The organism is Neobacillus sp. PS3-40 (genome assembly GCF_030915485.1).
GTDB lineage: Bacteria > Bacillota > Bacilli > Bacillales > Cytobacillaceae > JAUZPL01.
In genome coordinates this window covers 1158190-1182091 of record NZ_CP133266.1, presented here as the reverse complement: position 1 = coordinate 1182091, position 23902 = coordinate 1158190, and the positions used below count along the sequence as shown (strand labels likewise).

The following is a 23902-nucleotide window of genomic DNA, read 5'->3' as shown; positions in this document are numbered from 1 at the left end:
AGCAAAATCAACAATGATCTTTAACACAGCCAAAATAAAAAAAAGCAGGGATCATTTTCCCTGCTTTTTATCATTTTATGATGGTTTTTAACTTGATTTTTGTCCTGAGAATTTTTTGCTAAAAGGGGTCCTTCCTTTTTCTTAGCAAATTATCACCCTTAGGGGCTCGCCAATCGGCGAGTTTTCTTTATTTAGTTAAATCAAGAAACTCATCAATATCATCAATGCATAATTGGACTGCTCTTTCCCAGAAATCTTTTTGGGTTAAATCGACATCTAAATGTTTTTTTGCTAGATCCTCAACTGTCATTTGGGCGGTATCTCTTAGTAATGCAATGTATTTCTCTTCATAATCTTTACCTTCCTTAAGGGCTAGCGAATAGATGCCAAGTGAAAACAAGTAACCAAATGTGTAGGGGAAATTATAGAAAGGAACTCCCGTTATAAAGAAATGAAGCTTGGAAGCCCAAAACAATGGATGATATTCCTCTAACGCATCCCCATATGCCTCTTTTTGCGCAGCTAGCATTAATTCATTGAGTGTTTCTGTCGACACTGATCCATGCTTTCGTTCTTCGTAAAAGCGCGTTTCAAATAGGAAACGTGCATGTATGTTCATTAATAGTGCTACAGTTCTTTGGATTTTATCATCAAGTAATGCTAATTTCTCTTCATCAGTCTTTGCATTTTTCACAGATGCATCTGACACAATCATTTCCGCAAAGGTTGACGCGGTTTCGGCAACATTCATGGCATAGTTACGGTTAAGATGATGAAGACCTTTCATCGCAAAAGTATGGAAACCATGGCCAAGTTCATGAGCAAGTGTCGAAACATTAGAAGGTGTACCTGAATAAGTCATAAAAATACGTGATTGATTACTCTCGGGGAAAAATGTACAAAAGCCACCAGGTGCTTTTCCAGGTCGATCCTCACCCTCGATCCATTCATCTTCAAAAGCTCTCCTTGCAAAAGAAGCCAGTTTGTCACCGAATTGGGAAAAATTATTTAACATAAATTCGGCACCCTCTTGGTACGAAATTTTTGTTTCAACTTTACTTAACGGAGCATCCAAATCAAACCAGCTCAGCTTTTCGATTCCAAGAAGTTCCGCTTTACGATTTAAATAGTTTATAAGCGGTTGTTTATTTTCAGAAATAACCTTCCACATCGCTTCTAATGTTTCTTTTTTCATTCTACTAATGGTAAGTGGTTCCTTTAGGACGTCTTGCCAACCTCTTTTTTCATAAACACTTAGGCGGAATCCAGAAAGATGGTTCAATGTTTTTGTTAAGTAATCAGCCTGTTCACTCCAGGCATTTTCCCATTTTTCAAAAATTGATTTTCGTACATCACGATCTGGACTTGAAAATTTATTAAAAGCTTGACCAACAGAAAGTTGTTTTTCTTCACCATTTTCGATAAAAGGTATTTTTATTTTTCCTACAATCAAATCATACAGTTGGCCCCAACTATGATAACCATCGATACCAAGGGTATTGATCAGAGCTTCCTCTTCTTTAGATAATTTATCCTGAGCCCGTTCACGCCGTTCCGTTAAAACAAACGATAGTTCATTTAAAGCGGAATCTTCTAATAACTTTAACCAACTATTATCATCAATCGAGATTAATAGATCATCAAACGTTGAAAGTGCTGTCTGAAAGGCAGCACTTAGACTGGTTACCTTAGATTTGAGGCTGCTTACTTTCTTATCATCAGTATTCTGTGCTTGAAGACAACCAACAAAAGCTCCTGCTTGGCGCAGTTTTTTTGCTGTCTGTTCAAAGTTAGCAATCAGATCATATATGTACTGACTCACTTTTGGTGAATTAGCTGACTTCCAGTTATTTAATTTTGTTTGGAAGCTTTCAATAAGTTCTGCTGTTTTAATGAGGTGCTCTGCAAATTCGGCAGAATCACTTCCACCGTTAAAAAAAACTTCAAGATTCCAGACATCTGAATAAGTAGCCATAAAATTCCTCCTTGGTAAGGGGCTGAGCAATCACTCTTACCGCCTTATTCTATTAGTTTAGTTAATTGACTTAGTGGCGTGTAACGCATAAACGTTTTGTATGTACCCTATTATTATATGTTTGTTTTCTGGAATTTTCCATTACGCAAAAGCTCCAAAATGTGAATCATCAACTTAAAAAATTAACAATTATTCGCAAGCAATATGTAGTATAATTTGTTTCAACATTTAGTTATCGGGAGAGGACACTGTTGAAAAAAATTCTGTTGGTTGATGATGAAATGAGAATGTTAGATTTATTGGCACTTTATTTAAATCCAAAAGGATACCATTGTCAAAAAGCCACTTCAGCACTAGATGCAATTCATTACTTAGAATCTGATAAAGTAGACATTATTTTATTAGATGTTATGATGCCAAAAATGGATGGATGGGAAGCATGCCAAGAAATCCGCAAGCGCTGGGATATTCCAATTATCATGTTAACAGCACGATCTGAAAAAATGGATGTTGTAAAAGGGCTAAAACTTGGAGCAGATGATTATATCTCAAAACCATTTGATGAAGAAGAATTAATCGCTAGAATTGAAGCAATCTTACGAAGAAAAGAAGGAAATAATAACAGAATAGAATTTAATGGGCTTATTTTAAATCAGGATTCCTATGAACTTTTATACAATGAAACACATGTCCCATTAACACCAAAGGAATTTTCATTATTAGGTCTTTTTCTACAAAATCGAAATAAAGTTTTTACTCGCGAGCATTTATTAACTTCAATCTGGGGATATGCTGTATCTACTGAGGATCGTACAATCGATTCACATGTAAGGAATCTAAGAGATAAATTACGAAAAATAGGGTATCCCATAGATGATCACTTATCTACGGTATGGGGTTTGGGATATAAGTGGTTAGATAAGGAATCATAAAGATCTTTACCCTAATGAAAAATAGGTAAAAAGAGTTAAGAGCAGGATATCCTGCTCTTAACTCTTTTTCTTTCGTTCTTTTTCCGCGCGGTAAAACTCATGAAACATTTTCATTAATGCCCGTTTTTCGATTCTAGAAACATAACTCCGGGAAATTCCTAGTTCCATCGCAATTTCCCGCTGTGTTTTTTCCTTTTTAAGATCAAGACCAAAACGTCCAATAATGACTTCCTTTTCACGCTTATCAAGGATTTCAATATATTGTCTTATTTTTTCCAGTTCCATATTTAATTGGATTGTGTCAATAACATCCTCTGATTCAGACTTTAATACATCAATGAGCGATATTTCATTTCCTTCCTTATCTTGACCTATTGGGTCATGGAGTGAGACATCCTTTTTTGTTTTCTTTAGAGCCCTTAAATGCATTAAAATTTCATTTTCAATACAACGTGCCGCATAAGTGGCTAATTTTGTTCCTTTGCCTTCTGAATAGCTTTCAATGGCTTTAATTAAACCAATTGTTCCAATTGAAATTAAATCCTCAGCATCTTCCCCTGTGTTCTCAAACTTCTTGACAATGTGACCACAAAGCAATGTCGTCAAGAAGTCCTTGTATTGTGATTCCGATCTTCTCGCTCCTACCATCAATCGTAATTTCATCAATTAGTAATTCCATCAATTGGCGTTTATCCTTGAACATCATATCTTCGTTCTCAAACATTTTCTCTATATTCCTAATAATTAAATCAATATATTCATCGGTTATTTGATTGGATACCTGATTCTCTTTTTTTCTATTTAATTTATCTATATCATCAGTTATTTTTTTTATCTCAGGGTTAATCTTTTTCATATCTTTAAGCATTTCTTCTTCAGTAATGACTTGTGCCACAACATACATCCGTTTGATACGATCCCGCTCATCAATCTTCCGTTTGAGCTGTTTCTCGAGTTCTAATATTTCATCATCCAGTGTATCGTCTGTAACAAGCAGCTGATTCTTAATTACTTGTTTAAACATTTCTTTGTTGCTTAATGTCCTATATATTAAATCCATAATATATTTTTCTAACAAGTCAATGCGGATACTTTGCGATTTACATTTTTCTATTCCATCGCCATAACGTTTTGGATTTAAATTTGGACATCTGTATACAGCATATTTCTTCATTTCACCTGTCGTTTTATCCTTTCGACCGTTATATGTTGTACATTCCCAAATACGTCCACAGTGTTTACAGCGAATCATGCCTCTAAATAAATAATCAAATTTTATATTTCCTCCTTTTCTTTTATTATTTACTCTTTTATTTTGAGCAAGAATATATGTTTTTTCGTCGATAATAGCAGGAACATCAACTCTAATCCAATTGGCCTCATCACGAAGTTTATATGTTTTTCTTTGGTTTCCTGAAGCAGTTCTTTCGCCCCATGCTTTTTTAGTTTCTCGTTTGTTATATACATACTTCCCGATATATATTTCTGAAGTTAGGATTCTGCTAATTGACGACGCACCAAAGTTCTTACTTTCCTTACGTTTAGGAACAGCCCCCTCATTAAACAGCTTACCCCCTATTTCTCGAAGCGTTAAGCCAATAAGATACCAATCGTATATTTTCTTTACAAACTCAGCTTCCTGAATGTTTATTAAAAGTTTTCCATCTTTATAATCATATCCGTATGGAGCTGTTCGCATTGGCATTATCTTTTTATCTTTTTCAACTGCACGAAGTCTACCACGGATTGTTCGTTTACGGATTTGAGCTAACTCAAACTGAGCGAACACTGAACGCATATTAAAAAACATTTGCCCTTCAGGAGTATTTTGGTATTCGGTATCAATAAATATGATATCTACGTATTGTCTATCCCATTCTTTGCAGACAATAAGCTTATCTGTTAAATCTCTTGTTAATCGGTCTGGGTCGGTGATAATGACAGTTGTAATAATTCCATTTGCCGTATCCTCACGTAATTGATTCATCATTGGACGATCAATATCTTCACCGCTTCGCCCTTCCTCGCGATAAACTCTAACTTGTGATTTTGAATGCCCAAGTTCACTTGCTCGCTTCATACAAAGATCTTCCTGGGCTTCTAGGCTATATCCTTCATTTACTTGGTTTTGGGTACTTACTCGAATATAAATACCTATCATATATAAAAACTCCCTGTTCTATTTTTCAATATATATATTCAGTCTTTGCATATTTCATTAATAGTATAGGGTTGTTCAAGAGGAATAAACAAGATTGGGAAGTATTTACCAAACAAAAAAGCCGCTTACTTGCTCGCGGCTTTTTCCAAAGCTTTTTTGACGAGGAATTCAGCTATCATCAATTGTACCCGTCTAACTTTTTCCTCATCGAGTTCTCTATCTATGTTTGGGTGATACAAAAATTCAAGCTTTTTTGCCAAGCTGAATCACCTCAACACAATGTATGAAGTGCTAAGGTTGTCCTATGTTTGATTTGAGTGATTTTACTCGATAATATTTAAAGGGGAAAATTTGGACTTAGAAAATTTCTTTTTATGTAGTTTTTTTATGATTTCCTATTTTTAAAAGAAACTATTTTTAATAAAAAAAGCATTAGACGGCTTTGAAATTACAACTATTATTAAAAGGGATATTGCCCTTTTTTAATAGTTTTTATTCTTTTATTAAATCCTAACCTTAATAATCGATGTAATTTATCAGTAGATTTTCCACAAATAATAGATTTAACATATTCTTTATCAATAAGACTTCCATTCAACGTTAATCCTCGAGCATTTGCCCTCTTAGTAACTTCAACGAGGCTATTTGTGATTGCAAATTCTTTTATGATCCATTTTTCCAATGTATTTGCCTCATAATCTTCAACTAAATCTAAATATTCCTGTAATCTTTTTACCTCATCTTTTGCTTTTTGAACTGTAATTAATTTTGTCAAATTCAACTCCTCCTCTTTTATGGATAAAATTCGACACAAAAGTTTTTTGTCTTTCTAATAATAGAGTGAATATTTTTTATTTTCAGTATAGATTAGTCGATTTCATAATAGATATTTAAATTAGCTGACTCTCACAGAAAATTTTTGTCTTTTTTTCCTTCTTAAATTGCTAACCTGTCTGCGGGGTTAATAAGCAAAAAAGACACCAAAATGGCATTAAAAAATATAGTATTAGGAAATACTGTATTTAAAAATATAGTATTGAGAAATACTATTTAAAAATATTGTATTTCTTATTACTACTAATTTTAAGGACGGTGAACACCTGATAATGGTTAAAACGCAAACGGTTGAACTTTTGAGTGGGGAGTTAATAAGGAAATACTCGGTTACAAAAAAAGAAGCATTTGAGCGATTGAAAGCAGAAGGCATCACCCAAAATGAACAAATGGTACAGAAATGGTGCCAAAAAGGATTAATTGACGCAGTCCGGGTCTTGAAGGGATCTCCGACTACAAAAGGTCTTTACATTAATCCAATAAGTTTGGAAACCTTTATCTTAGTAATGAAGAAGGACGTAGAGGCGGTAACGGGTATGTACACTCGAATTCGTGAACTGGAAGAGGAATTGGAGTCGGAAAGGGAAAGATCACAATGGGCTGAACAAGTACCTTTAAATGCGAGAATTACGAAGGATTATGATGACATTGTTTTGGGAGAAAAGTTCTCAAGATATACGATCACAATGCCCGATCTGGATATAGTAGTATGTGAAGAATCAGAGACAAAGGCGGTTAACAAATTAGTGGTAGCCGTACTGAATTATGCAAGGGAATATCTATTAGATAATTTTGAGGCATATATCAATTCCCCTATTACAAATCATCATTTGCCTATTGTTTTAAAAGTATGGAAGTTAAAAACGCCCAAAGTGGTAGCAAAAGAAATACGCAAAAACTTAAAAAAAGAAAACTTTTAGAGAGAATTTATACTTTTTGTGGTGGGAAGATCTGATTGGATAGTAGGCACACCACCAAAGGAATTGGGAATAAATCGCAGCGGATCAATATCATGTCATAGCATCCTTGAAGCAGCAGTGCTACCACTTTTCTATTCTGATGGAGAAATAAAAAAGCCCAGTGAAAATTAACGGATTCTCAGAAGCGTAAACCCTTCGTGGAGACACGCTTAATGCCTTTTCCATTGGAGTAAAACACGCTTCCCTTAAATGCTCTATATCTCTCTCCGTTAAAAATTTTGGAATCTGTTTTCCTTGTTTAGGTTTTTTAATTTTCGCAGCTGGATTTTTTGGTACATACCCTTCCTCGTGTGACCAACGAAATATCGATTTAATAAATCGAATTCGATGAGACAAACTTGATGGCTTTAGGTGTTCACTGGATTTAGCTAAGTATCCTTTGAGCTGATCAGTCGTTAAAGCTACATCGTTGAAGTATTGAATAAGTAGCTTAGATTGGAGCTTATACGCTTTTAATGTCTGAGGAGAGAATCCTTCAATCCTTTTATCCGATTCATATAAATCCCAGGCTTTTGATAATATTAAAATAATTTCCTCCTTTTCAGTTATTTTAGAGGAATTATTGCCTTGATTATAGAAATGGAAACGTCAGGGATTGAACTATTTGGGAGGAATATGCAATATATTCACAACCAAGTATAAGAAAGTATTCAAGGGATTTTTTGCTTGCTGCGTTATTAATATGAGGTGAACGTATGAGTGGAGTAAGGAAAACGATTCTTGGGTCTATTATAGGAATTATGGTGCTTGGATTTCTATTTTTTTGTTTTCGAGTGTGGGTTGGAATGTTTAATGGAGATGAATTTTTTATTAAATGGCAATTGAGGAGGCTAATTCATAATCCAGTTGCTTTTCAATCGGTTTCTGAAGATACATCTACAATTCAGTTTCTCGAACATTTACCGAAAAACCCAAGCATAAGTTCCATTCAAGAAGATTTGGATCACGATAATAAAGTCCAACATTATCAGGCTAAAATCAACAAAGAATCTGTTGATTTATACGTCCGAGATATCGGGTTGGTTCAAACCTTCTCGATTACAAGAATATCAGTGGATGGGCTACCCTGTTTGCCAGAGTTTTTTATGGATTAACGGTTACTATATTTCTTGTATTTAAGTGATGTAGGTTTTGGCAATATGCTTTAATCATTTTTGAATATTACTCAGTAAAAAAACTGTATAAAGCCTTATATTTATAAAGTTTTTTAAGCAATGCTTATAGTATTATCGGGTCAGGTTAGTTGAATGAAGGAATTAGATGGATTTCGCTGAATAGTATGGAAACGGGGAATATGTATAAATAATTTAGGGAGAGTGTTCAATGAAATTCATTGTCTATCCGATTAGTGCCTTGATTATTGGAATATCACTTATCATAGGTGCCTCAATCTTAAAGGGGACTATTTTAACAAACCATAATGGTAATGTTACCAAAAATTCTTCAATCCAGATGCCTTCTGTGTACAGCACAAATATTATGACAAAAAAACAACTTTCTGAATACCTTCAAGTTAGCGAAGAAACAATTGATAGTATTATGAAAGAAGATAATAAACAAAAAGCTGCAATTAGTAACTCTTATGATACGTATATGTTTCTTCCCTACTTAAAAATAGGTAACCAAGAACGTTTTTTAAAGACAGAAATCGATAAATGGTTACAATATCAAAATAATTTAGGTATTTGAACAAAGAATTAACAAAAAAGTGATACTTTTATTGTACTACCGGGTGTAAGAGTTAAATAATGGGGTTGCCGGATGGTGATCCCTTTTTTGTTACACTAACGGGCAGATTAGTTCAATAATATTGGCAAAATTCAACATATTTAGATGGAATATTTTTGAATTCATTTTATAATAAGAATAAGAAATGCAAAGTAATAATAAGGGGGAGGCTATATGATTAAGCTATTTAAAAGAAATAGAGAATATAGTATGAGTAATTTGATTAGTTTGAGTATCTTTTTTTTCATTGTGCAAATTTATAACCTGCACTTTAAAAGTGTTAACTTTCCCGAACGTGTAGTTTTTATCTTGTCATTATTAATATTGTGGTTTGTTTTAGAACAACTTCTCGTAAAAATACTGAAGGAAAAAAACAGGATGGTAAAAAAGAGTTATTTTTATTATTCAATACTTTTCACTACATTACTATCAGTAGGGATTGAAGTATTCTTTCTAAACTAACGGGTGCTTATGTTTAATAAAGAAGTTGCTGACCTAGAAAATAGATATTGACCTTCATTGATAATGCAGAAAGGAGAAATCCGTGGGAATTTTCTCGCTGTTCAGAAGAGAAATAAAGTATGAAGACTTTGTTAAAAAAGCTAATAAATATGACAATTGGTTTCAAAGAAATAAAGCGATACAGATAATGAATATGGCTGTTAACCAACCATTCACTAACAGAGAAATATCAAGTGGTTTTATTTATTTAGGAATTCTATATTCGAAAATAAAAGATTATGGAATGGCGTCGGATTGTTATAACAAGGCGTTTGAATTAGTTGTAAAAGAAAATTTTAATTATCATCCCAATTTCAAGAAAGCGATAGAGACCTTTATAAAAAGTGGGGATCAGGATCGAGCGGAATATTGGCTGGATAATCTTTTGCAACGACAAATTTATGATAAAAAATATAAAAAACTAAATGATTTTAAAAGTAAAATAAATAATGTGTAAGGTTACCGTTTTGCAGTAAACCAGCTGTAAATAAGGTAGCTTTTTTTATTAAACTAAAGGATCAGGTTAGTTGAACAGTGGTTCTGATATACAAGGTTACATCGGGGAACAATAATCTCTAACATCTGCTGAAAAAAGGGGATTATTGATGAAGAAATTAATGTTATTTACCTTACTTGCATTTATAATTTTGAATCTCTCTCCAATCTATACTCACGCTGAAAAATATTTAAATGAAGACCCATTGAAAATTACCAAAGAATTTTTATCGTCAAATTCATTATTAGTAATTCCTGAAGAACCAGTATCAACTAAGCCAGTTCAATTTTATGACTTTAACAAAGATGGACAAAAGGAAATTATTATTACTTTTGAAATAAGAGCAAAAAAACAGCCTTCCCCATCACAGTTCGGAGCATTAGTATTAAGAAAAGGAAATGAAGGATGGAAAAAAGTTTGGGAGATAAGGACAAGTGGAGTAGGGCTACAGTTTTCGGGGTTTGCCGATATTACTGGAGATGGCTCTAAAGAGTATCTGTTCGGAGTAACAATGGGTGCAGCAGCAGGGAACAAACTTGAGATTTTTAAATGGGATAATAATTCACTAGTAAAGATAGCAAATATCCCATATCATAAAATGGAACTGCTTAACAATAAAGGTGTTGGAATAGCCGTCTGGAGACCATTTATTGCAGATACTTGTTATGTAGATGTTCTTAAATGGGATGGTCAAAAATTAACTCCAGATGAAAAATTATTTTCTAAATACTACCCTGTTATTGAAAAATTTCACAAAGATAAAATAGCAAAAATGGATACGTGGTATTACTGGTATACACTTGCAGATGCACAAATAAAGGCAAATTTATTTGAAAAAGCTCAGAATTCTATACAGAAAGGAACTACATTAGCAAAGCAATTATCATTACCTGATGAAGTAAAAAACTTTGAAAAATTAAGTGATAAGCTTGATAAAAAGAAAAAATCTTATTAAGCTAACGGGGGCGATAGTTACATAATGGATTCCGGCAATGATCGCTTCTGCGGTCTTTTTTTCTTCAATAAACTAAGCATTTCAAGAAGGTATTTTAAGATAAAGCAAAGAATTATTACTTTAATAATTCCATACAAGGAATGGTTTTTATGAAACAACAAATCACAGAAGTGACGAAGAATAAAAAAGACATTTTGGAAGATATCAAAAAACCCTATAGAATTAGAACGGTAACTGTCATTATTGTTTTAATTGTAACTTGGTTTGTTATAGGGACCATTTTTCATATGGTTAAAGATATTGGAAGAGAACTGACTTCGGATTTTATTGGTGCTTTAATCAATTTGTTTTTCGCATATAATTTAGGCTTTGGTCTCTATAAAGGAATTTGGCAATTTTTAAACTCTCGAAAGATAAACAATGTTCTATTTCCTAAACTTGAGCAGTTTATAAATGAAAGCGAAGAGAAAAGTTATGATGAAACGGAAGCAGAAGCTTATCAAATGGTCAAAGTAGCATATGCCGACTACACAGAGAAGTATAATAAGCTTAATAAAATTTATTGGATTAGCTTTAAAATAAGTTTTGCTTTCCCATTTATTGCAATAGTTATTGCGTTTATTTACTCTCAGCTTTAGGGTATTAGATAAAATAAATTTTCAGTTTGTTACTCAACTAATGGGTGCTTTAGTTGAACAAGTAACATACTAAAAGACAAGCAAAAACACCATCATTTTTTATTTTTTATCGTATAAAAAGTTATTTATAGGATAGAGGGGTTAGAAAATGAAATCGAATATTTTTTATGCAAAATTGACGTTGGTATTTTGTATAAGTCTTGCAATCCTATTCATTTTTAGTGGATGTTCAAACAATCAATCTAAGATTAAGCATGATAGGGCATCGGGAGGGTTAAGTAATACTTCAAAAATAAAAAACAGTAATGAATCAAGTCAAAACCCGACTTCTTCACAAAGTAAAAATGACTCTTCTTCTGTACAGGAAAGTATCTCGGGCCAAGATTTACCTTCTTCACAAAGCACGAATGATTCTGGTCAAAATCGACATCCAGTGCAAAATAATCGTAATATTCCACTATATTTTAATAAACAAAAAGGGGAATTTATTGTTGAAAAAGTCGATAAATCATGGAGTAAAAGGTACCCAAACATAAATATTTCAAATCAATGGATTCAAAATGATTCTGACAATGCTCATGGAATTGTAATATTTGGTTCTTTAAAAAGTGATGTTAAGCAAGGAGTTGCAATTTCAGTTTATATAAGTGGGGGTAAAGTTACAGACGAAAGTCAATTTTTCCAACCAGATAAGGGTGGGAGTGTTAAAGCAACCGAGGTAGGGGGTGCAAAACCATTTACTGTGATTACTTTAGATAAATCCGGTAATAAATGGGTATTCAATTTCTATAATGGCTTTACTCAAAAATATTAATTGTTATAAAACAAAATGACCTTGGTAAAGAGGGTACACTGGGATTTGAACTGCCCCCTGTCAAGTAGACAGTGGAAATAAATAAAACACACTAGGCGGCTTTAGCCCTGTATTCTAAGGGGCTAAGGCCGTTTAGTCTTTTTTGTAATCGTTGATAATTATAAAAATGTATGTATTCTTCTATGTCTTTCTTCAGCTCTTCAAATGTACTGTACTTGTTTAAATAATACTTCTCACATTTCAATGTTCCCCAAAATGCCTCCATTGGCCCATTATCGATGCACCTTCCCACTCTTGACATACTTTGTACTATTTCTGCTTTCTCAATTTTCCTTTTGAAAGTATGGGAAGTGTATTGAAATCCTCGGTCACTGTGGAGAAGGGGTGTAGTCCCCGAGTTCGCTTCCAACGCTAAATCTAGGGTTTTAAATACCAACGGATTATTGTTGGATGTGCCTAATACATAGCTTACAATTGCCCCATCGTACAAATCCAAAATCGCACTCAAATAAGCCTTCTGTGAGGCTCCGTACTTCATTTCGGTCACATCTGTCAGCCATTTTTCGTTTGGCTTCTCTGCGTGAAAATCTCTGTTTAATACGTTCTCGGCCACATGTTGCGGTGTGCTAGGTTTATATTTGCTGCGCTTTCGACGGATAACGGACTGGATTCCAGCGATTCGCATTAGTCGATATACACGTTTATGGTTAACTGGCTTCGATAAGGTACGACTCAGATTCATCGTCATGCGGCGATATCCGTATATGCCGTCTACCTTCTCATATATTCGCTTAATTTCCTCAAGGATTTCCTCATTCCACTTTTCATTCCCGGAGGGGGTGTGGTTAAGCCACTTATAATAGGATGAACGTGCAATTCTCGCAATCTCGCATAAAAGCACAATAGAAAAATTATCTTCCTCATGAAGTTCCTGAACTGCTACATATTTATCGGTTAATTGAATCTGACTTAAGGGCGCCTCTTTAAACGCCTCCTTTCGATTTCCTCCAACTTTTTTAAGTATGCATTCTCTGCCCGAAGACGTTCATTTTCTCGCCCCAGCCGCTTCATTTCGCGCTGGACTTTCTCCTCAGGGGTTAGCTCTACCTCTGCCTTACTCTGACCACGCTTATCTTGGAGACCATCTTCTCCTTCTTTCTCATACTTCTTAACCCATTGATACACCTGTTGATAGGAGACATTAAAATGTTCCGATGTCTGGTGATAATTTTTCATGTTCTGTAGACAGTACATAACGATTTCTAAACGTTCTTCCAGTGTAGTGGATCGACCTTTGATCATAGAGTTACTCATCCTTTGCGTGTCTTTTAATTCTCTATGATCATTATAATTCTTTATCCACTTTTCCAACACTGAGTGGCTTGATATTTCATATTTACGTACAATTTCATCCAAAGAATAAGATCCGGAAAGGTAGTCAAGAACGGCAGCGGTTTTTACCTCCTTTGAATACCGCTTCCATCCAGATGAACTTTGAAGTCCATCCGTTCCGTATGTTCGATGTAAGTAGATCCATCTTTCTATGGTTTTTTTAGATATATTGTGTTGATAACAAAAATCTCTAACTGAGGTTTGTCTCTCCTCATACGCGATAATTAACTCATACTTTTCTTGTGCAGTATAAGCACTTTTTGCCATAGAAATAGCCCCCAATAAAGTAAACAGATTTTTATTATTTCATCTGTCTACCTTATTGGGAGCATATCAATTTGTAGGGATTTTACTTTTTTTTTTTAAGCTAAACCAGCTAATAGTTGTCAACATTTTTCAATTAAAAAATTAAAATATAGATGATATACTAAAAATGAGTATGCCAAATAACCTTCCTCATCTTCAAAATTGGAAGGTTTTGTTTTGTATTGTTAAACATGGTTTTTAAGCTAATTCTTGGAAAGTGGTTTTGTTCTTTAAAAGCGCATAAATCAAGTGTAAAAGCTTATTAACACAAGCGATAATTGCTACTCTATAGGGTTTACCCTCGTCGCGTTTTTTATCGTAAAACTCTCTTAATTTTTTATTTCGAGGAATAACGGTATCACTCGTCTTTTGCTTTCGGGCATCTCGAATTCCACAGTATACAGCCATATATAATGCTTGCCGTAACCTTCTAGATCCTCTCTTTGTTATACGATTTTTGGTTGCTGTAAATCTTCCAGAAGAGTAAACACTAGGATCTATTCCCGCAAAGGCAACCAACTTTTTAGGGTGATTAAACCGATCTATTTCTCCTATTTCGGAAATGATTGTTGCCGCAATCTTTTCTCCGATACCAGGAATAGACTGGAGAATCTTATATTCTTCAATTTCTTTAGCGAGGGCATCTATTTTTGCTTCTAGTAGTGATAAATGCTCTTGATATTGAAGAACGATGGTAATTAACATCTTTAGGTTAAAAATATGACTTTCATATAAGTTATTTTGAAATGGATTTCGTAATGCTGCTTCAATAAGCTTTTGTGCTTTTTCTTTTGCCCACTTTTCAGAACGTCTAGTACATAACGATACAATCTTGTCGGTTAATACAGATTCGGTAGTATTTAGTACATGTTCAGAAGTAGGAAATATGGAAAGAGTCTGTAAAGATACTTTTGAATATAAATCACCAAAGACACCTCTATATTCAGGGAATACCTGATCTAGCACTGTTAGAAGCTGTACCTTGGTTTGTGTAGAGATACCTGTAATGATCTCTTGTTGTCTTGTAAGATTACGAAGGTTTAAGAGTTGAATACCTCTTTTCTTATACGGCTCAACTTCTTCTTTATAGAATAGTTCGCAAAGAAGATAGGCATCGACAGCGTCTGTTTTTACCTTTCTTAAACTGGCACTCCTTGCTCGATGAGAGATAAGGGGGTTCACAATAATATAAACATATTGCTGTTCCTCCAAAAATTGAATAATAGGAGAGTGGTAATGTCCTGTTGATTCTAAGATAACTGAAGGTTGCTTACCATCAGCTACTCTTTCAATCTCTTTTAAGAATCCTAATAAATTCTCAAAGCCCTCAACAGTATGCTTTACACTAAAACTTTTACGAAAAGGTTGACTCTTATCCAAGAATGCTTGTACCTGACTTTCCCCTTTAGAAACATCCAGACCAACTACTGGATTCATCATCATCTCCTCCTTAGAAATAAAGATTAGTCGGTTGTCCCTAGAGCTGCTTGTACTGTCATAGGTTCGCTTGTTAAACGGGATCTTTGTCCCAACCAGCCTGAAACATGCTTATACAAGTAGGGAGTGAACAGTTTTGCGGACGGGATCAAGTCCCACGGGCGCTACGTTCTACTCCGACTACCGCTATAATAAAACCAATTAAAAAAAGTTCAACCAGTAAAAACTGGTTAAACTTATATTACGAACGGGTGCATTACTTTAATAACGATATTCAGCAATCGGGCCAATTAATTGAATAAGACCTTTGAAGAAAATTGGATATTTAGGGTTAAAATATGGGTAAGTTTGTGAAGGATTACACTTAAACTAACTGGCAAATATATACAGTATGATTTTTGACCGTATTCATCGTAAATAAAGAAACAAAAACAGCCCTTTTTCTATCTTTGTTTACTTGTTATCTTCAGTAAGTAATTATAGTTTTCAACGTAAACAACGATATGACTTTACTTGGAGAGGTGGTATGATAGGCTCGTTTGCCTGAAGAAACAACTGCTTCAGCCTTTCAAGACAAATCGTACCCATAGAGGCTCCAAGTCAAGTCCTTAAACGCCATTCTACAGTTACATATAAACAATGATAAAAGGTGCATCATATCAATGTTTTTTTGCTGATACTGTATATATCTGACCGATAGTTTAATATCAGTCAAAAAGACAAAAAAATTTAGCGATAAACCAGTGTCATTAACCAAATTTGTTATAGTTAATTCTATTTATATTTGAAATTACACCTAACAACTTGTTAGGTGTTTTTATATGAAACCAATACTCATAATTAAATGACATTAGGAAAAAATAAGAAAAAATGAGGAGGATAAATATGTACAAACTTGCTTTTGCACTCCCCTTTTTGTTTGCTTTATGGCTTGCAAATCCAGCATATGCAGTCAAAGTAAATGGCATTATTCAGATTATGGATCAAAACAATAAAGTTATAGTAAAGAAAAATATAACATTTGAAGAGGGAGACACTGTTTACGACATAACCAAAAACAACTTTGATGTAGCGGAAAAAAACGGTATGATTACTGGAATCAATGGATTGGTTGAAAAACCTGCAGAAAACATCCATTGGGCTGCATTTATTGATGGTGAATTTGTTGAAATTTCACTAGACGATGTAGGACTTTACGCAAATGATATTTTAACTTGGGCGTTAAGGAATTATGATAAACAAGAAATAATGAAATAAAAAAAGTTCATCACGGAGGTTATATAATTCGCGTCTATAGAAATAAGTTGAAGAGCCAGCTGCCAATCTCGGCAGCTTTTTTATTTAAGTAACGGTCAGGTTAGTTCAATAAGAGGTTCAATAAAGATTCATTATTAACGTTACTTTTTGCATAAAACGGGCAGAAGAAAATGTTATATTGAAGATAGGTTTATGATAAGGAGGATTTCTTTTTGTCATTATTTTCACTTAAGTATTTATTCCTATTTCTTTTTATTGTCAGTACAATTACGGGAATGTTTGAACTAATAAAGTTGTTTTTCTATTTTAGTAATAGGAAAGAAAAGAGGATAAAAGAGCAGGAATACATCTACAAAACAAGGAGAGTGCCTTTTTATATAATTATTTCATTAATTTTAGGAATCATTTACAAAGTATTGTAGAAATTTCCTTTTCACGAACGGGTGCTTTTCTACAATAAGTGGAGACGCATTTTCCTTATTGGAGTAAAGGGCAGTTTAGTGTAATAAGAAATCAAAGAAAAACAAGGAGAAAAATTGTTCTCCTTGTAGTGCTATGTAAATACTATTGTTTAAACAGGAACGTTTCTTTTAACTCCCTATCAATACCTTTTTCTTTCCAAGTGACGACAATTTCCAATTCTTTTGCTTTTACCCACAATGGAAAAACCGAAAAATTAAAATTTTGCCCCTTTTTTTCAATCATCACCGATGTTGGCTTATTTTCACTAAAGAGTGCAAATTTCGTCTTGGAATTGGGTGCATCTCGAAATGCCTGAACTTTTACAAAATCCACGTTATGTCCGATGTTTCTGACATTAAAACTATACGTGTCAAATACACCTTTTTGGGGCTTAACAGAATCCTTATCATCCTTCGTTTTGTCAATTTGAACCAACCATTGCTTCGATGTTTGACTTTTTGGCAGATGGTCAAACATTAAAGCGTGTGCTTGAAAAGATTGCCCAATTGTTAAAACACAAAGAAATGCTAAAACAGTAAACAATTTATTCACTTTTCCACCTCCTTTTCATGAGTAGTATATCCTCCAACGTTTATTTTAATTTCAAGGGTTTAGGAATAGTAGTAAAGGGAAAGATTTTTTGTTCTTCAAGTAACGAGGGCAATAGTTAAAGATCCAGCTGCCATTTTGGTGGCCTTTTTTTCTTGTTGAACTAAAGGGCAGGTTAGTGAAAGAAGGAATTTAGTAAAAAATTGGAGAATATCTAATTAGGTATAACTAAGAGGAGGGGAGAAAAACGATGAAGGGTTTAGGGTTAGTCTTTATCTTATCAGGGATTATTTTGATGGGTTTGAGTGGGTTAGAAAAGGTGCTTATTTTTTCATCATATAATGGTAATATTCATGAAATGCAGGCTATTATTGATTTAACTCCTTCATATATCTGGAGTATTACTAAATACACATTTGGGTTTGGTTTAACATTTTCCATTTTGGGATTAATTTTATTTTTTCAAGCAAAAATCACAAAAACCTTCTCGTAACTAATATATTCAAGGACAGTCTTTTTTTATTTCTAAGTAAGTTTGTGAAAAAATGTACTTAAAGTAACAGGGGCAATAGTTAAATAAAGGGATCGCTGCGGGATCCCTTTTGTTGTTGTGCTAACGGGTAGGTTAGTAAAGAAGGATAAAAGCCATTTCTTATTGAAGTAAAGCAATAAGTAAGAAATAACATTTTAATTAAAGGGGGTTGTTGTGTGATTAGAAATCTAGAATATAAAGAAAAAGGAAAAGGGTATAAGAGAGTAATAATATCTGTGTATCTTGGATTAATGATGTTATTTTATTTGGGATATATTTTAATGGATAATTACCATCAAAGTAAATCTGAACAGTGGATAAACACTGATTACCTTACGCAAGGAGACATCCAAAATATACAACAGTTAAACTTTTGGACTTCAATGTTTGAGAATTCGTTTTGGGGATTAATGATACTTGCAACTTTGTTATTATTATTTCGTTATCGGAAAAATAAAAAGGCATTAATCCATTTTATTATTTTACATCTTTGTTTGTTTACTTCTCTATTTTTAATAGGATATATTTTGTCATTTTTCTTGATATCACCTATTGGGAATTTAACAGAGCCTTTAACTTTTTCAGCTTTATTACCTGTGATAATAGTAATTTATACTGCTTTTGTGTTGATAAATGAACGTTTAAGCAAAAGTATATAATTGGTCGCTACCCCTTATTAAACTAAAGAGGGCGATAGTTGAAGATTCAGCTGCCATTTTGGTGGCTTTTTTCCTTCTTGAACTAAAGGACAGGATAGTTTAACAACAATTGGAATGAAACCTTTAAATTTCTAATTCGTAATAAACTTATACAAAGCGGTTTTAAATATAGGGGGGATGATACGTTGAGAAATGCTGACGAAAAGCGAGAAAAAAGCAAAATCGAAACGGATGATAGTTGGAACAGAACATTTTATGGTAGCCCAACAATTGGTGGAATAATTGTGGTTGTGGCAATAGTTCTTTATTTTATTTTTCGCTGTGTTAGTGTTTAATGTTGATTTGTTACTATTAATTTAGACTGCCATAAAATGACAGCATAATTGTTTTTATTAAACTAATGCTCACCTTTAGTTTTATATCATATTTTCTTAAGAGAAAATAACATTTCCAAGGCATCGGCGAGTATATCCTGTTGTCGTTCAATTTCATCTAGTTCCTTTTTCACTTTTAAAATACAATTTAACAAAACCTCATCAGTAATTTCTGAATTAATATTTTCCTCGATTAGTTGATAAGAGTTTGCTTGGACTTCAAAGTTTCCATTCAACAGATGGTAAACAAGCGTTTCCAGATGTGCAGAACAATCAAAAGGTTTTAAGGCATATAGTAATGTACCTCTATACCCCAACGTTTTCGGGTCATTTAACAACTCCACTAATGGTTCTACTGCTTCTTCACTTCCTATATCGCTTAGGTAATGTGCGATAACATATCTTACCATATGATTATCTGTTCTTTTTAAATGCTCAATGAGGAGGTGGATAAAATTCGTATCTGTTTTTTCTCCTATTTCACTTAAAATGCATTTTAATTCCTCAACGTTATTGCTCTCTAACGCTTTTCTTAGGATGAGTAGATCCATTTCATCAAAACTCCTTCATCCAATTAATTTAATATTATTTTCACCAAAACTTGCGTATTTCCTTCATCAACAAACCTGCCCGGTAGTTGAACAAGAAATATGTTTACATCGTTAATCTAGATAACCTAAGTGTATCATACGTTTCAAAATTTGGTATTAAATTCCCTTTGATTATCAAGTCTTTTATATTAACGTCATTTCTTTGGTGATGAATGGCTTCTAACACCTGAAACCAGGTAAGATAAATGTTTAGATACTTCGTTGCAACACCCTTAAATCGTTGAATCCATCCTTTTAGTCTACTGTGATAGCTGTTGACGTTCTGGATGTGATAAATCCCTCTAGTACGGATTTTACCATCTGATTTGAATTGATGAATAACCATGCCCTTTTCAGCAGCATAGGTCTTAAAGGCACGCCAAGAATCGGTACATAAGACGTTTTTAATAGAAAGTTTATGACCGATAGCTTTATCTAATTGTTCTTTTGTTAATCGACCCATTCCTAATGCTTGAGAAAAGGTCATTTTATCCCGATCCCTTGCCACTAACACACAGACTTGTTCATTACTTATTCCACGCTTTTTGGCAGCTCCACCTCGTTCCCGAGGTTCTCGGTCTTTAATATGTCTAGACCCTTTTTGAGAGTACAGAAAATAAGTCTCGTCCATTTCCACAATACCTTGAAAATCAGAGATTTCCATTTTATTTAATGAAGATAGTAGCTTATGTCTCCAGTAGAATAAAGTAACGTAAGAAATATCATCTGAATCATCATCTGAATTATTACCATTCATTAGTTCTGCTGCTTTACGTAGGGAGTATCCATCTATCATGCATTCTACGAATTTAACCCATTTATTTAGATGACGAGTTCGGTACAAAGTGGTATTTGTAAAATCAGTAAACGTCTTTTTACAAGCTTTACAAAGGTATCGTTGCTTTTCAACTTCTTCACCATCAACGAGGGTAGTGTATTTACCATTTTGAACAATGTGCTCAGATTCGCAATGAGGGCAGTGATAGCCTTCTTTGTTCTTACGTTCCGAGATTTCATCTAGCACATTACCTGTTGAGGAGGAGGCAGTAAGAGAATCAATCAAATACGCACGTAAACGATGTTTGTCTCCTGGATTAAGTTCTTGAATGGCTTTAATAATATCTCTAACTTTCACTGATTACACCTACTTTGCACCGTCTTTTACCAACATTATAGAACGAAGGTTCGGGTAATTGCAAATATCAACAATTAATACTAACACAGCGTTATTTTTAAATAATTAGTTAAGTTAATGATTGTAATAGTTGACAATCATTAAGTCATTTCGGTGGTCTTTTTCTTATTGAACTATCGTGGGCATTACTGTTATTCCAGTAATGCACTTTTCTTCTTCAAGTAACGGGCACGATAGTAAAATAAAGGTAATTTTGGAAGAACTTTAACTTTTTCACAAAATATAAATGATATAATTAAATAGAAAATTGATAATTCGACTAATTAATGAAGGGGGAGGGGGGGTTTGAATAAATATAAAATGGTGTCTATATTACTTTTTAGCTTTTCTTTAATATTACTAGTTATTATGGCAGTGAATATTGTGATGGAGTATCATAACTACTATCAACATCCTTTAGAAAATTCAGCACCTTTTTCTGTTGCCTACCTAATTAATGGAGTCATATTCGGTGCCCCAGCCATTGTTACATTTGCCTTAGCGTTTCTTTTTAAAAATAAGTCAAGCAAACAGTAATCGTTTATGTCTATGGAGAAAAAATAAAGGTACCAAATTTTGCAATCGAAAATACATCGTAAATGCTTTCTCTTTTTCAATTAACAGATGGTCTTATAAAAATCTGCTTCTACAAAAAGGCAGCCTTTATTTTGTTAACGGGCAGAATACTTTAACAAGGTGATTGGTCTTTTTGGTAAAATTTTATAGTAAGGTAATGAGAATGTTAAAGCCAAATAAAGGAGGGATATTATGAAAAAATTAGATAAGAACTATACGGCTTTGAGTTTGCTAATCTGTATTTTAATACCATTTGTTATACCAAGTAAATATTTTATTGAAGGTATGAGTAGGTACAAATATGGCTTTCCCTTCCCATATATAACTATTTATCAAAATAAACCAAACAGTATATGGTTCGGCAATAACTTTTTCACTGGAAATGCTGGGTTATTAATCAATCCTCTTACTTTTATTTTGAATTTAATTATAATTTACTTGATAATGGGGTTCATCGTAAATAAATTTAAAAGTAGAAAAGTTAAACCTCAATGATTGATTTCTTCTTCAACAAACGGGGTCCATTACCAGAAAAACGGTAATGCTTTTTTTGTTGTAGTAACGAGGAAAGATAGTACAATATTTTCTATACTTATTTGAAAATTAGTAGTTCTTTATTAAGTTAAATCCATACTTTTATTGTTGTCCTTGTAACTCCCAAGGAAATTTACCAGTTCTTTTATCCACTATTCTCATCACTTCTTTTCTTAACATTCTTCATATGACGAATTATTCGATAACGTTCCTGTATGGTTCCTTTATATAGTGCCTTCTTGTATGTATTTTCTAAGAACGGTTGGCACCACTTTCTGCAAGTCGGCTCTTCATCTTTTTTTAGTCCCATTGTAAATGAAAGGGAAATGACTAGAAAGAAAAACAATATTCTTTCCATTTGATAATCACCTCACATTTATGGTAACCAAAAGGTATAGAATGATGAATGCAATCCGATAAATCTTAGATTATTAACGATGGGTCTTATTAAGCTAACGGGGACAAGAGTTGAAGATCCGGCTGCCAATTTTGGCGGCTATTTTTTATTCAACTATAGTGCAGGTTAGTGCAAGAAGGAGTTTCTAAACGGAATATAGACTCGTTTGTAAATACATAAAAAAAGAGCACTAAAATGTTAAGCCGTTCCGTTTTGAGGTGCAAAATAGAAATTCGCACAAGAAAAAATAATTAAAATAACACTAATATTAGTTAACAAAACACTTAAAGCGTGGTTATTATTAGCAACGCTTTTAGCATTAGTTTCAGTTGCGTTTTTGGTGAATGATTATTGATTAATATTCCGAACTAAAGTTGTCAATTAATTGCTGTAATTTTCGGTTATTTAAGGGAGGATTTTATATCTTGATATTGGAAATATATGTTAGAATAAATATATAAAGATAAATTTTTTAAGACCAGGGAGGCTCCAATGAAGAAAAAAATCATAATGCTCTTATTGCTTGTTTTATCTATTTTGTCGGCGTGTAGTAATGACAAAAATGAAGTAAAGGATAGCCCTTTATACGAAGGAAAGAATTTGACAATTGGTATTGTTGGTAAAACACCGAAAATTCGTGAAAAAAACATTACTTTTAAAAATCTTGATTTAAAAGATTTAGGTCAGGAAAATTTATCTTCCCAATATAATGCGGTTTTTATTATGAAGAAACATTTATCTGAAGCGGCTAAAGCTCCTTACACTAAAATTTACAAAACTTCTGGTATTCCGTTTTTCTTTATCGACTCAAAAAAACCTTATGGGGTTTTCACTGATGAAAAGTTTGATTATGAGCAGTCAATTGACTCACCAGGAAAAGAATACGCTTGGGAATATTACCAATCTGGTGAGAAAGGTCAATATTGGGGATACGGATTATATAATAATACAGTCAATCATGCAAACATCAAGGATGTTTTCTCTAGAATTTTTACGAATGTTGAAACTATTGACAATCAAAAGTAAATTAAAAGTAAAAACGCTTGAAACTGATCTTGACCAAGCGTTTCTACCTATATTGGATTTAAATTCCTGTTTGCTTCTTATAATTTCTTTTCAGCATTCCATTTGATTTCAGCATTCCATATTTTTCATAGAAAGGGACTAAATCATCATCACAGCATAAATCAATCATATAAATCCCTTTAAGTTGTTTTAACATCCGATTTACTAATTCCTTGCCAATGCCTTTATTTTGATACTGAGGTAAAACCTCAAGGAAAGGAATGTAGGCAGATAGAACACCATCGCTAACAGCAGTAATAAATCCAACCACTTGGTTAGTCTTTTCCTCTAATGCAAAGACTACTTTACTGCTATTCTTTAAAAGATTTAAATGAGTTTGTTGATTTGGAGGATTAAGCCAACCAACGAAAAAACCGTTTAACATATCAGAAGTGATGCCATCAATACAACTTTTATAGATCATTAATATCATCTCCTAATTAGTTTTAATAACATTGATAGGTTGATGATATATCAAAAGTAAAGTAACAAAACAGCAACCTCCAAACATTTTGATAATAATATATGTTATTCAATAGTAAAATCTAAAATCCCTTCTGTTTGGAATAATTTATATTGAAGAT

Annotated in this window: 26 protein-coding genes and 1 pseudogene; 15 read left to right on the top strand and 12 right to left on the bottom strand. The window is 33.3% G+C overall.

Annotated features, from left to right (window positions below; genetic code table 11):
* Positions 1–187: 187 nt before the first annotated feature.
* Positions 188–1975 (bottom strand): M3 family oligoendopeptidase, encoded by a 1788-nt coding sequence (locus tag RCG20_RS06110; protein WP_308183347.1) that lies wholly within the window; start codon positions 1973–1975, stop codon positions 188–190.
* 251 nt (positions 1976–2226) lie between these two features.
* Between RCG20_RS06110 and RCG20_RS06105 the strand changes: the two genes are divergently transcribed.
* A complete protein-coding gene (locus RCG20_RS06105) occupies positions 2227–2907 on the top strand; it encodes a response regulator transcription factor (RefSeq protein WP_308183346.1) in 681 nt (226 codons plus the stop codon).
* A 57-nt stretch (positions 2908–2964) separates the two neighbouring features.
* Here RCG20_RS06105 and sigK read toward each other — a convergent pair.
* From sigK to RCG20_RS06085, 4 genes and pseudogenes are all read right to left on the bottom strand, one after another.
* A pseudogene (sigK, locus tag RCG20_RS06100) lies at positions 2965–3501 on the bottom strand (RNA polymerase sporulation sigma factor SigK); the annotation flags it as partial.
* Entirely contained in the window at positions 3473–5068 is a 1596-nt protein-coding gene (locus RCG20_RS06095; RefSeq protein ID WP_308183345.1) for a recombinase family protein, read from the bottom strand. The pseudogene sigK and the gene RCG20_RS06095, both read right to left, overlap by 29 nt.
* 125 nt (positions 5069–5193) lie before the next feature.
* Positions 5194–5328: a hypothetical protein gene (locus RCG20_RS06090; protein ID WP_308183344.1), complete on the bottom strand. Its 135-nt coding sequence runs from the start codon at positions 5326–5328 to the stop codon at positions 5194–5196.
* A 200-nt stretch (positions 5329–5528) separates the two neighbouring features.
* Positions 5529–5843, bottom strand: coding sequence for a hypothetical protein (locus RCG20_RS06085; protein WP_308183343.1), 315 nt, complete (start codon positions 5841–5843; stop codon positions 5529–5531).
* A 331-nt stretch (positions 5844–6174) separates the two neighbouring features.
* On the opposite strand from RCG20_RS06085, the gene RCG20_RS06080 reads away from it, so the two are divergent.
* From RCG20_RS06080 to RCG20_RS06050, 7 genes are all read left to right on the top strand, one after another.
* Positions 6175–6822, top strand: coding sequence for a hypothetical protein (locus RCG20_RS06080; RefSeq protein WP_308183342.1), 648 nt, complete (start codon positions 6175–6177; stop codon positions 6820–6822).
* A gap of 755 nt (positions 6823–7577) precedes the next feature.
* Positions 7578–7976 (top strand): hypothetical protein, encoded by a 399-nt coding sequence (locus RCG20_RS06075; protein WP_308183341.1) that lies wholly within the window; start codon positions 7578–7580, stop codon positions 7974–7976.
* A 229-nt stretch (positions 7977–8205) separates the two neighbouring features.
* A complete protein-coding gene (locus RCG20_RS06070) occupies positions 8206–8571 on the top strand; it encodes a Clp protease ClpB (RefSeq protein ID WP_308183340.1) in 366 nt (121 codons plus the stop codon).
* A 583-nt stretch (positions 8572–9154) separates the two neighbouring features.
* On the top strand, positions 9155–9568 hold the full coding sequence (locus RCG20_RS06065) for a hypothetical protein (protein ID WP_308183339.1): 414 nt from the start codon (positions 9155–9157) through the stop codon (positions 9566–9568).
* 148 nt (positions 9569–9716) lie between these two features.
* Positions 9717–10562: a hypothetical protein gene (locus RCG20_RS06060; RefSeq protein ID WP_308183338.1), complete on the top strand. Its 846-nt coding sequence runs from the start codon at positions 9717–9719 to the stop codon at positions 10560–10562.
* A 149-nt stretch (positions 10563–10711) separates the two neighbouring features.
* Positions 10712–11200: a hypothetical protein gene (locus RCG20_RS06055; RefSeq protein ID WP_308183337.1), complete on the top strand. Its 489-nt coding sequence runs from the start codon at positions 10712–10714 to the stop codon at positions 11198–11200.
* A 148-nt stretch (positions 11201–11348) separates the two neighbouring features.
* A complete protein-coding gene (locus tag RCG20_RS06050) occupies positions 11349–12014 on the top strand; it encodes a hypothetical protein (protein ID WP_308183336.1) in 666 nt (221 codons plus the stop codon).
* Between the two features lie 91 nt (positions 12015–12105).
* Here RCG20_RS06050 and RCG20_RS06045 read toward each other — a convergent pair.
* Together RCG20_RS06045 and RCG20_RS06040 are read right to left on the bottom strand one after the other, a co-directional pair.
* A protein-coding gene (locus RCG20_RS06045) for an IS3 family transposase (RefSeq protein ID WP_308183335.1) occupies positions 12106–13673 on the bottom strand; the annotation gives its coding sequence in 2 pieces (ribosomal slippage) (positions 12106–13043 and positions 13043–13673; 1569 coding nt in all).
* 237 nt (positions 13674–13910) lie between these two features.
* Positions 13911–15149, bottom strand: coding sequence for an IS110 family RNA-guided transposase (locus RCG20_RS06040; protein WP_308181253.1), 1239 nt, complete (start codon positions 15147–15149; stop codon positions 13911–13913).
* 885 nt (positions 15150–16034) lie between these two features.
* On the opposite strand from RCG20_RS06040, the gene RCG20_RS06035 reads away from it, so the two are divergent.
* A complete protein-coding gene (locus RCG20_RS06035; RefSeq protein WP_308183334.1) occupies positions 16035–16406 on the top strand; it encodes a DUF4430 domain-containing protein in 372 nt (123 codons plus the stop codon).
* Between the two features lie 564 nt (positions 16407–16970).
* Here RCG20_RS06035 and RCG20_RS06030 read toward each other — a convergent pair.
* Positions 16971–17420, bottom strand: coding sequence for a hypothetical protein (locus tag RCG20_RS06030; protein WP_308183333.1), 450 nt, complete (start codon positions 17418–17420; stop codon positions 16971–16973).
* A gap of 247 nt (positions 17421–17667) precedes the next feature.
* Here RCG20_RS06030 and RCG20_RS06025 point away from each other — a divergent pair, with 247 nt between their 5' ends.
* The 3 genes from RCG20_RS06025 to RCG20_RS06015 all read left to right on the top strand — a co-directional run bounded on the left by RCG20_RS06025 (position 17668) and on the right by RCG20_RS06015 (position 18943).
* Complete coding sequence (locus tag RCG20_RS06025; protein WP_308183332.1) at positions 17668–17910, top strand: hypothetical protein; 243 nt, start codon at positions 17668–17670, stop codon at positions 17908–17910.
* A gap of 215 nt (positions 17911–18125) precedes the next feature.
* Positions 18126–18608 carry a hypothetical protein gene (locus RCG20_RS06020; protein WP_308183331.1) on the top strand — a complete coding sequence of 161 codons (483 nt, stop codon included), beginning with the start codon at positions 18126–18128 and terminating at the stop codon, positions 18606–18608.
* A gap of 185 nt (positions 18609–18793) precedes the next feature.
* Positions 18794–18943 carry a hypothetical protein gene (locus tag RCG20_RS06015; protein ID WP_308183330.1) on the top strand — a complete coding sequence of 50 codons (150 nt, stop codon included), beginning with the start codon at positions 18794–18796 and terminating at the stop codon, positions 18941–18943.
* A gap of 86 nt (positions 18944–19029) precedes the next feature.
* On the opposite strand, the gene RCG20_RS06010 is transcribed toward RCG20_RS06015, so the two are convergent.
* Together RCG20_RS06010 and RCG20_RS06005 are read right to left on the bottom strand one after the other, a co-directional pair.
* Positions 19030–19533 carry a HEAT repeat domain-containing protein gene (locus RCG20_RS06010; RefSeq protein WP_308183329.1) on the bottom strand — a complete coding sequence of 168 codons (504 nt, stop codon included), beginning with the start codon at positions 19531–19533 and terminating at the stop codon, positions 19030–19032.
* A gap of 103 nt (positions 19534–19636) precedes the next feature.
* Positions 19637–20707, bottom strand: coding sequence for an IS1595 family transposase (locus RCG20_RS06005; protein ID WP_308183328.1), 1071 nt, complete (start codon positions 20705–20707; stop codon positions 19637–19639).
* 345 nt (positions 20708–21052) lie between these two features.
* On the opposite strand from RCG20_RS06005, the gene RCG20_RS06000 reads away from it, so the two are divergent.
* Complete coding sequence (locus tag RCG20_RS06000; RefSeq protein ID WP_308183327.1) at positions 21053–21283, top strand: hypothetical protein; 231 nt, start codon at positions 21053–21055, stop codon at positions 21281–21283.
* Positions 21284–21514: 231 nt separating this feature from the next.
* Positions 21515–21817 carry a hypothetical protein gene (locus tag RCG20_RS05995; protein ID WP_308183326.1) on the top strand — a complete coding sequence of 101 codons (303 nt, stop codon included), beginning with the start codon at positions 21515–21517 and terminating at the stop codon, positions 21815–21817.
* 184 nt (positions 21818–22001) lie between these two features.
* On the opposite strand, the gene RCG20_RS05990 is transcribed toward RCG20_RS05995, so the two are convergent.
* Complete coding sequence (locus RCG20_RS05990) at positions 22002–22214, bottom strand: hypothetical protein (RefSeq protein ID WP_308183325.1); 213 nt, start codon at positions 22212–22214, stop codon at positions 22002–22004.
* A gap of 531 nt (positions 22215–22745) precedes the next feature.
* Here RCG20_RS05990 and RCG20_RS05985 point away from each other — a divergent pair.
* Positions 22746–23279: a hypothetical protein gene (locus RCG20_RS05985; RefSeq protein WP_308183324.1), complete on the top strand. Its 534-nt coding sequence runs from the start codon at positions 22746–22748 to the stop codon at positions 23277–23279.
* Positions 23280–23337: 58 nt separating this feature from the next.
* On the opposite strand, the gene RCG20_RS05980 is transcribed toward RCG20_RS05985, so the two are convergent.
* On the bottom strand, positions 23338–23742 hold the full coding sequence (locus RCG20_RS05980; RefSeq protein ID WP_308183323.1) for a GNAT family N-acetyltransferase: 405 nt from the start codon (positions 23740–23742) through the stop codon (positions 23338–23340).
* Between the last annotated feature and the right edge of the window lie 160 nt (positions 23743–23902).

Coding starts and splice junctions, on each gene's coding strand:
- RCG20_RS06110 (WP_308183347.1), bottom strand. CDS start 1,975: ATGGCTACTTATTCAGATGTCTGGAATCTTGAAGTTTTTTTTAACGGT.
- RCG20_RS06095 (WP_308183345.1), bottom strand. CDS start 5,068: ATGATAGGTATTTATATTCGAGTAAGTACCCAAAACCAAGTAAATGAA.
- RCG20_RS06080 (WP_308183342.1), top strand. CDS start 6,175: ATGGTTAAAACGCAAACGGTTGAACTTTTGAGTGGGGAGTTAATAAGG.
- RCG20_RS06075 (WP_308183341.1), top strand. CDS start 7,578: ATGAGTGGAGTAAGGAAAACGATTCTTGGGTCTATTATAGGAATTATG.
- RCG20_RS06070 (WP_308183340.1), top strand. CDS start 8,206: ATGAAATTCATTGTCTATCCGATTAGTGCCTTGATTATTGGAATATCA.
- RCG20_RS06060 (WP_308183338.1), top strand. CDS start 9,717: ATGAAGAAATTAATGTTATTTACCTTACTTGCATTTATAATTTTGAAT.
- RCG20_RS06055 (WP_308183337.1), top strand. CDS start 10,712: ATGAAACAACAAATCACAGAAGTGACGAAGAATAAAAAAGACATTTTG.
- RCG20_RS06050 (WP_308183336.1), top strand. CDS start 11,349: ATGAAATCGAATATTTTTTATGCAAAATTGACGTTGGTATTTTGTATA.
- RCG20_RS06040 (WP_308181253.1), bottom strand. CDS start 15,149: ATGAATCCAGTAGTTGGTCTGGATGTTTCTAAAGGGGAAAGTCAGGTA.
- RCG20_RS06035 (WP_308183334.1), top strand. CDS start 16,035: ATGTACAAACTTGCTTTTGCACTCCCCTTTTTGTTTGCTTTATGGCTT.
- RCG20_RS06025 (WP_308183332.1), top strand. CDS start 17,668: ATGAAGGGTTTAGGGTTAGTCTTTATCTTATCAGGGATTATTTTGATG.
- RCG20_RS06010 (WP_308183329.1), bottom strand. CDS start 19,533: ATGGATCTACTCATCCTAAGAAAAGCGTTAGAGAGCAATAACGTTGAG.
- RCG20_RS05995 (WP_308183326.1), top strand. CDS start 21,515: ATGAAAAAATTAGATAAGAACTATACGGCTTTGAGTTTGCTAATCTGT.
- RCG20_RS05990 (WP_308183325.1), bottom strand. CDS start 22,214: ATGGAAAGAATATTGTTTTTCTTTCTAGTCATTTCCCTTTCATTTACA.
- RCG20_RS05985 (WP_308183324.1), top strand. CDS start 22,746: ATGAAGAAAAAAATCATAATGCTCTTATTGCTTGTTTTATCTATTTTG.
- RCG20_RS05980 (WP_308183323.1), bottom strand. CDS start 23,742: ATGATCTATAAAAGTTGTATTGATGGCATCACTTCTGATATGTTAAAC.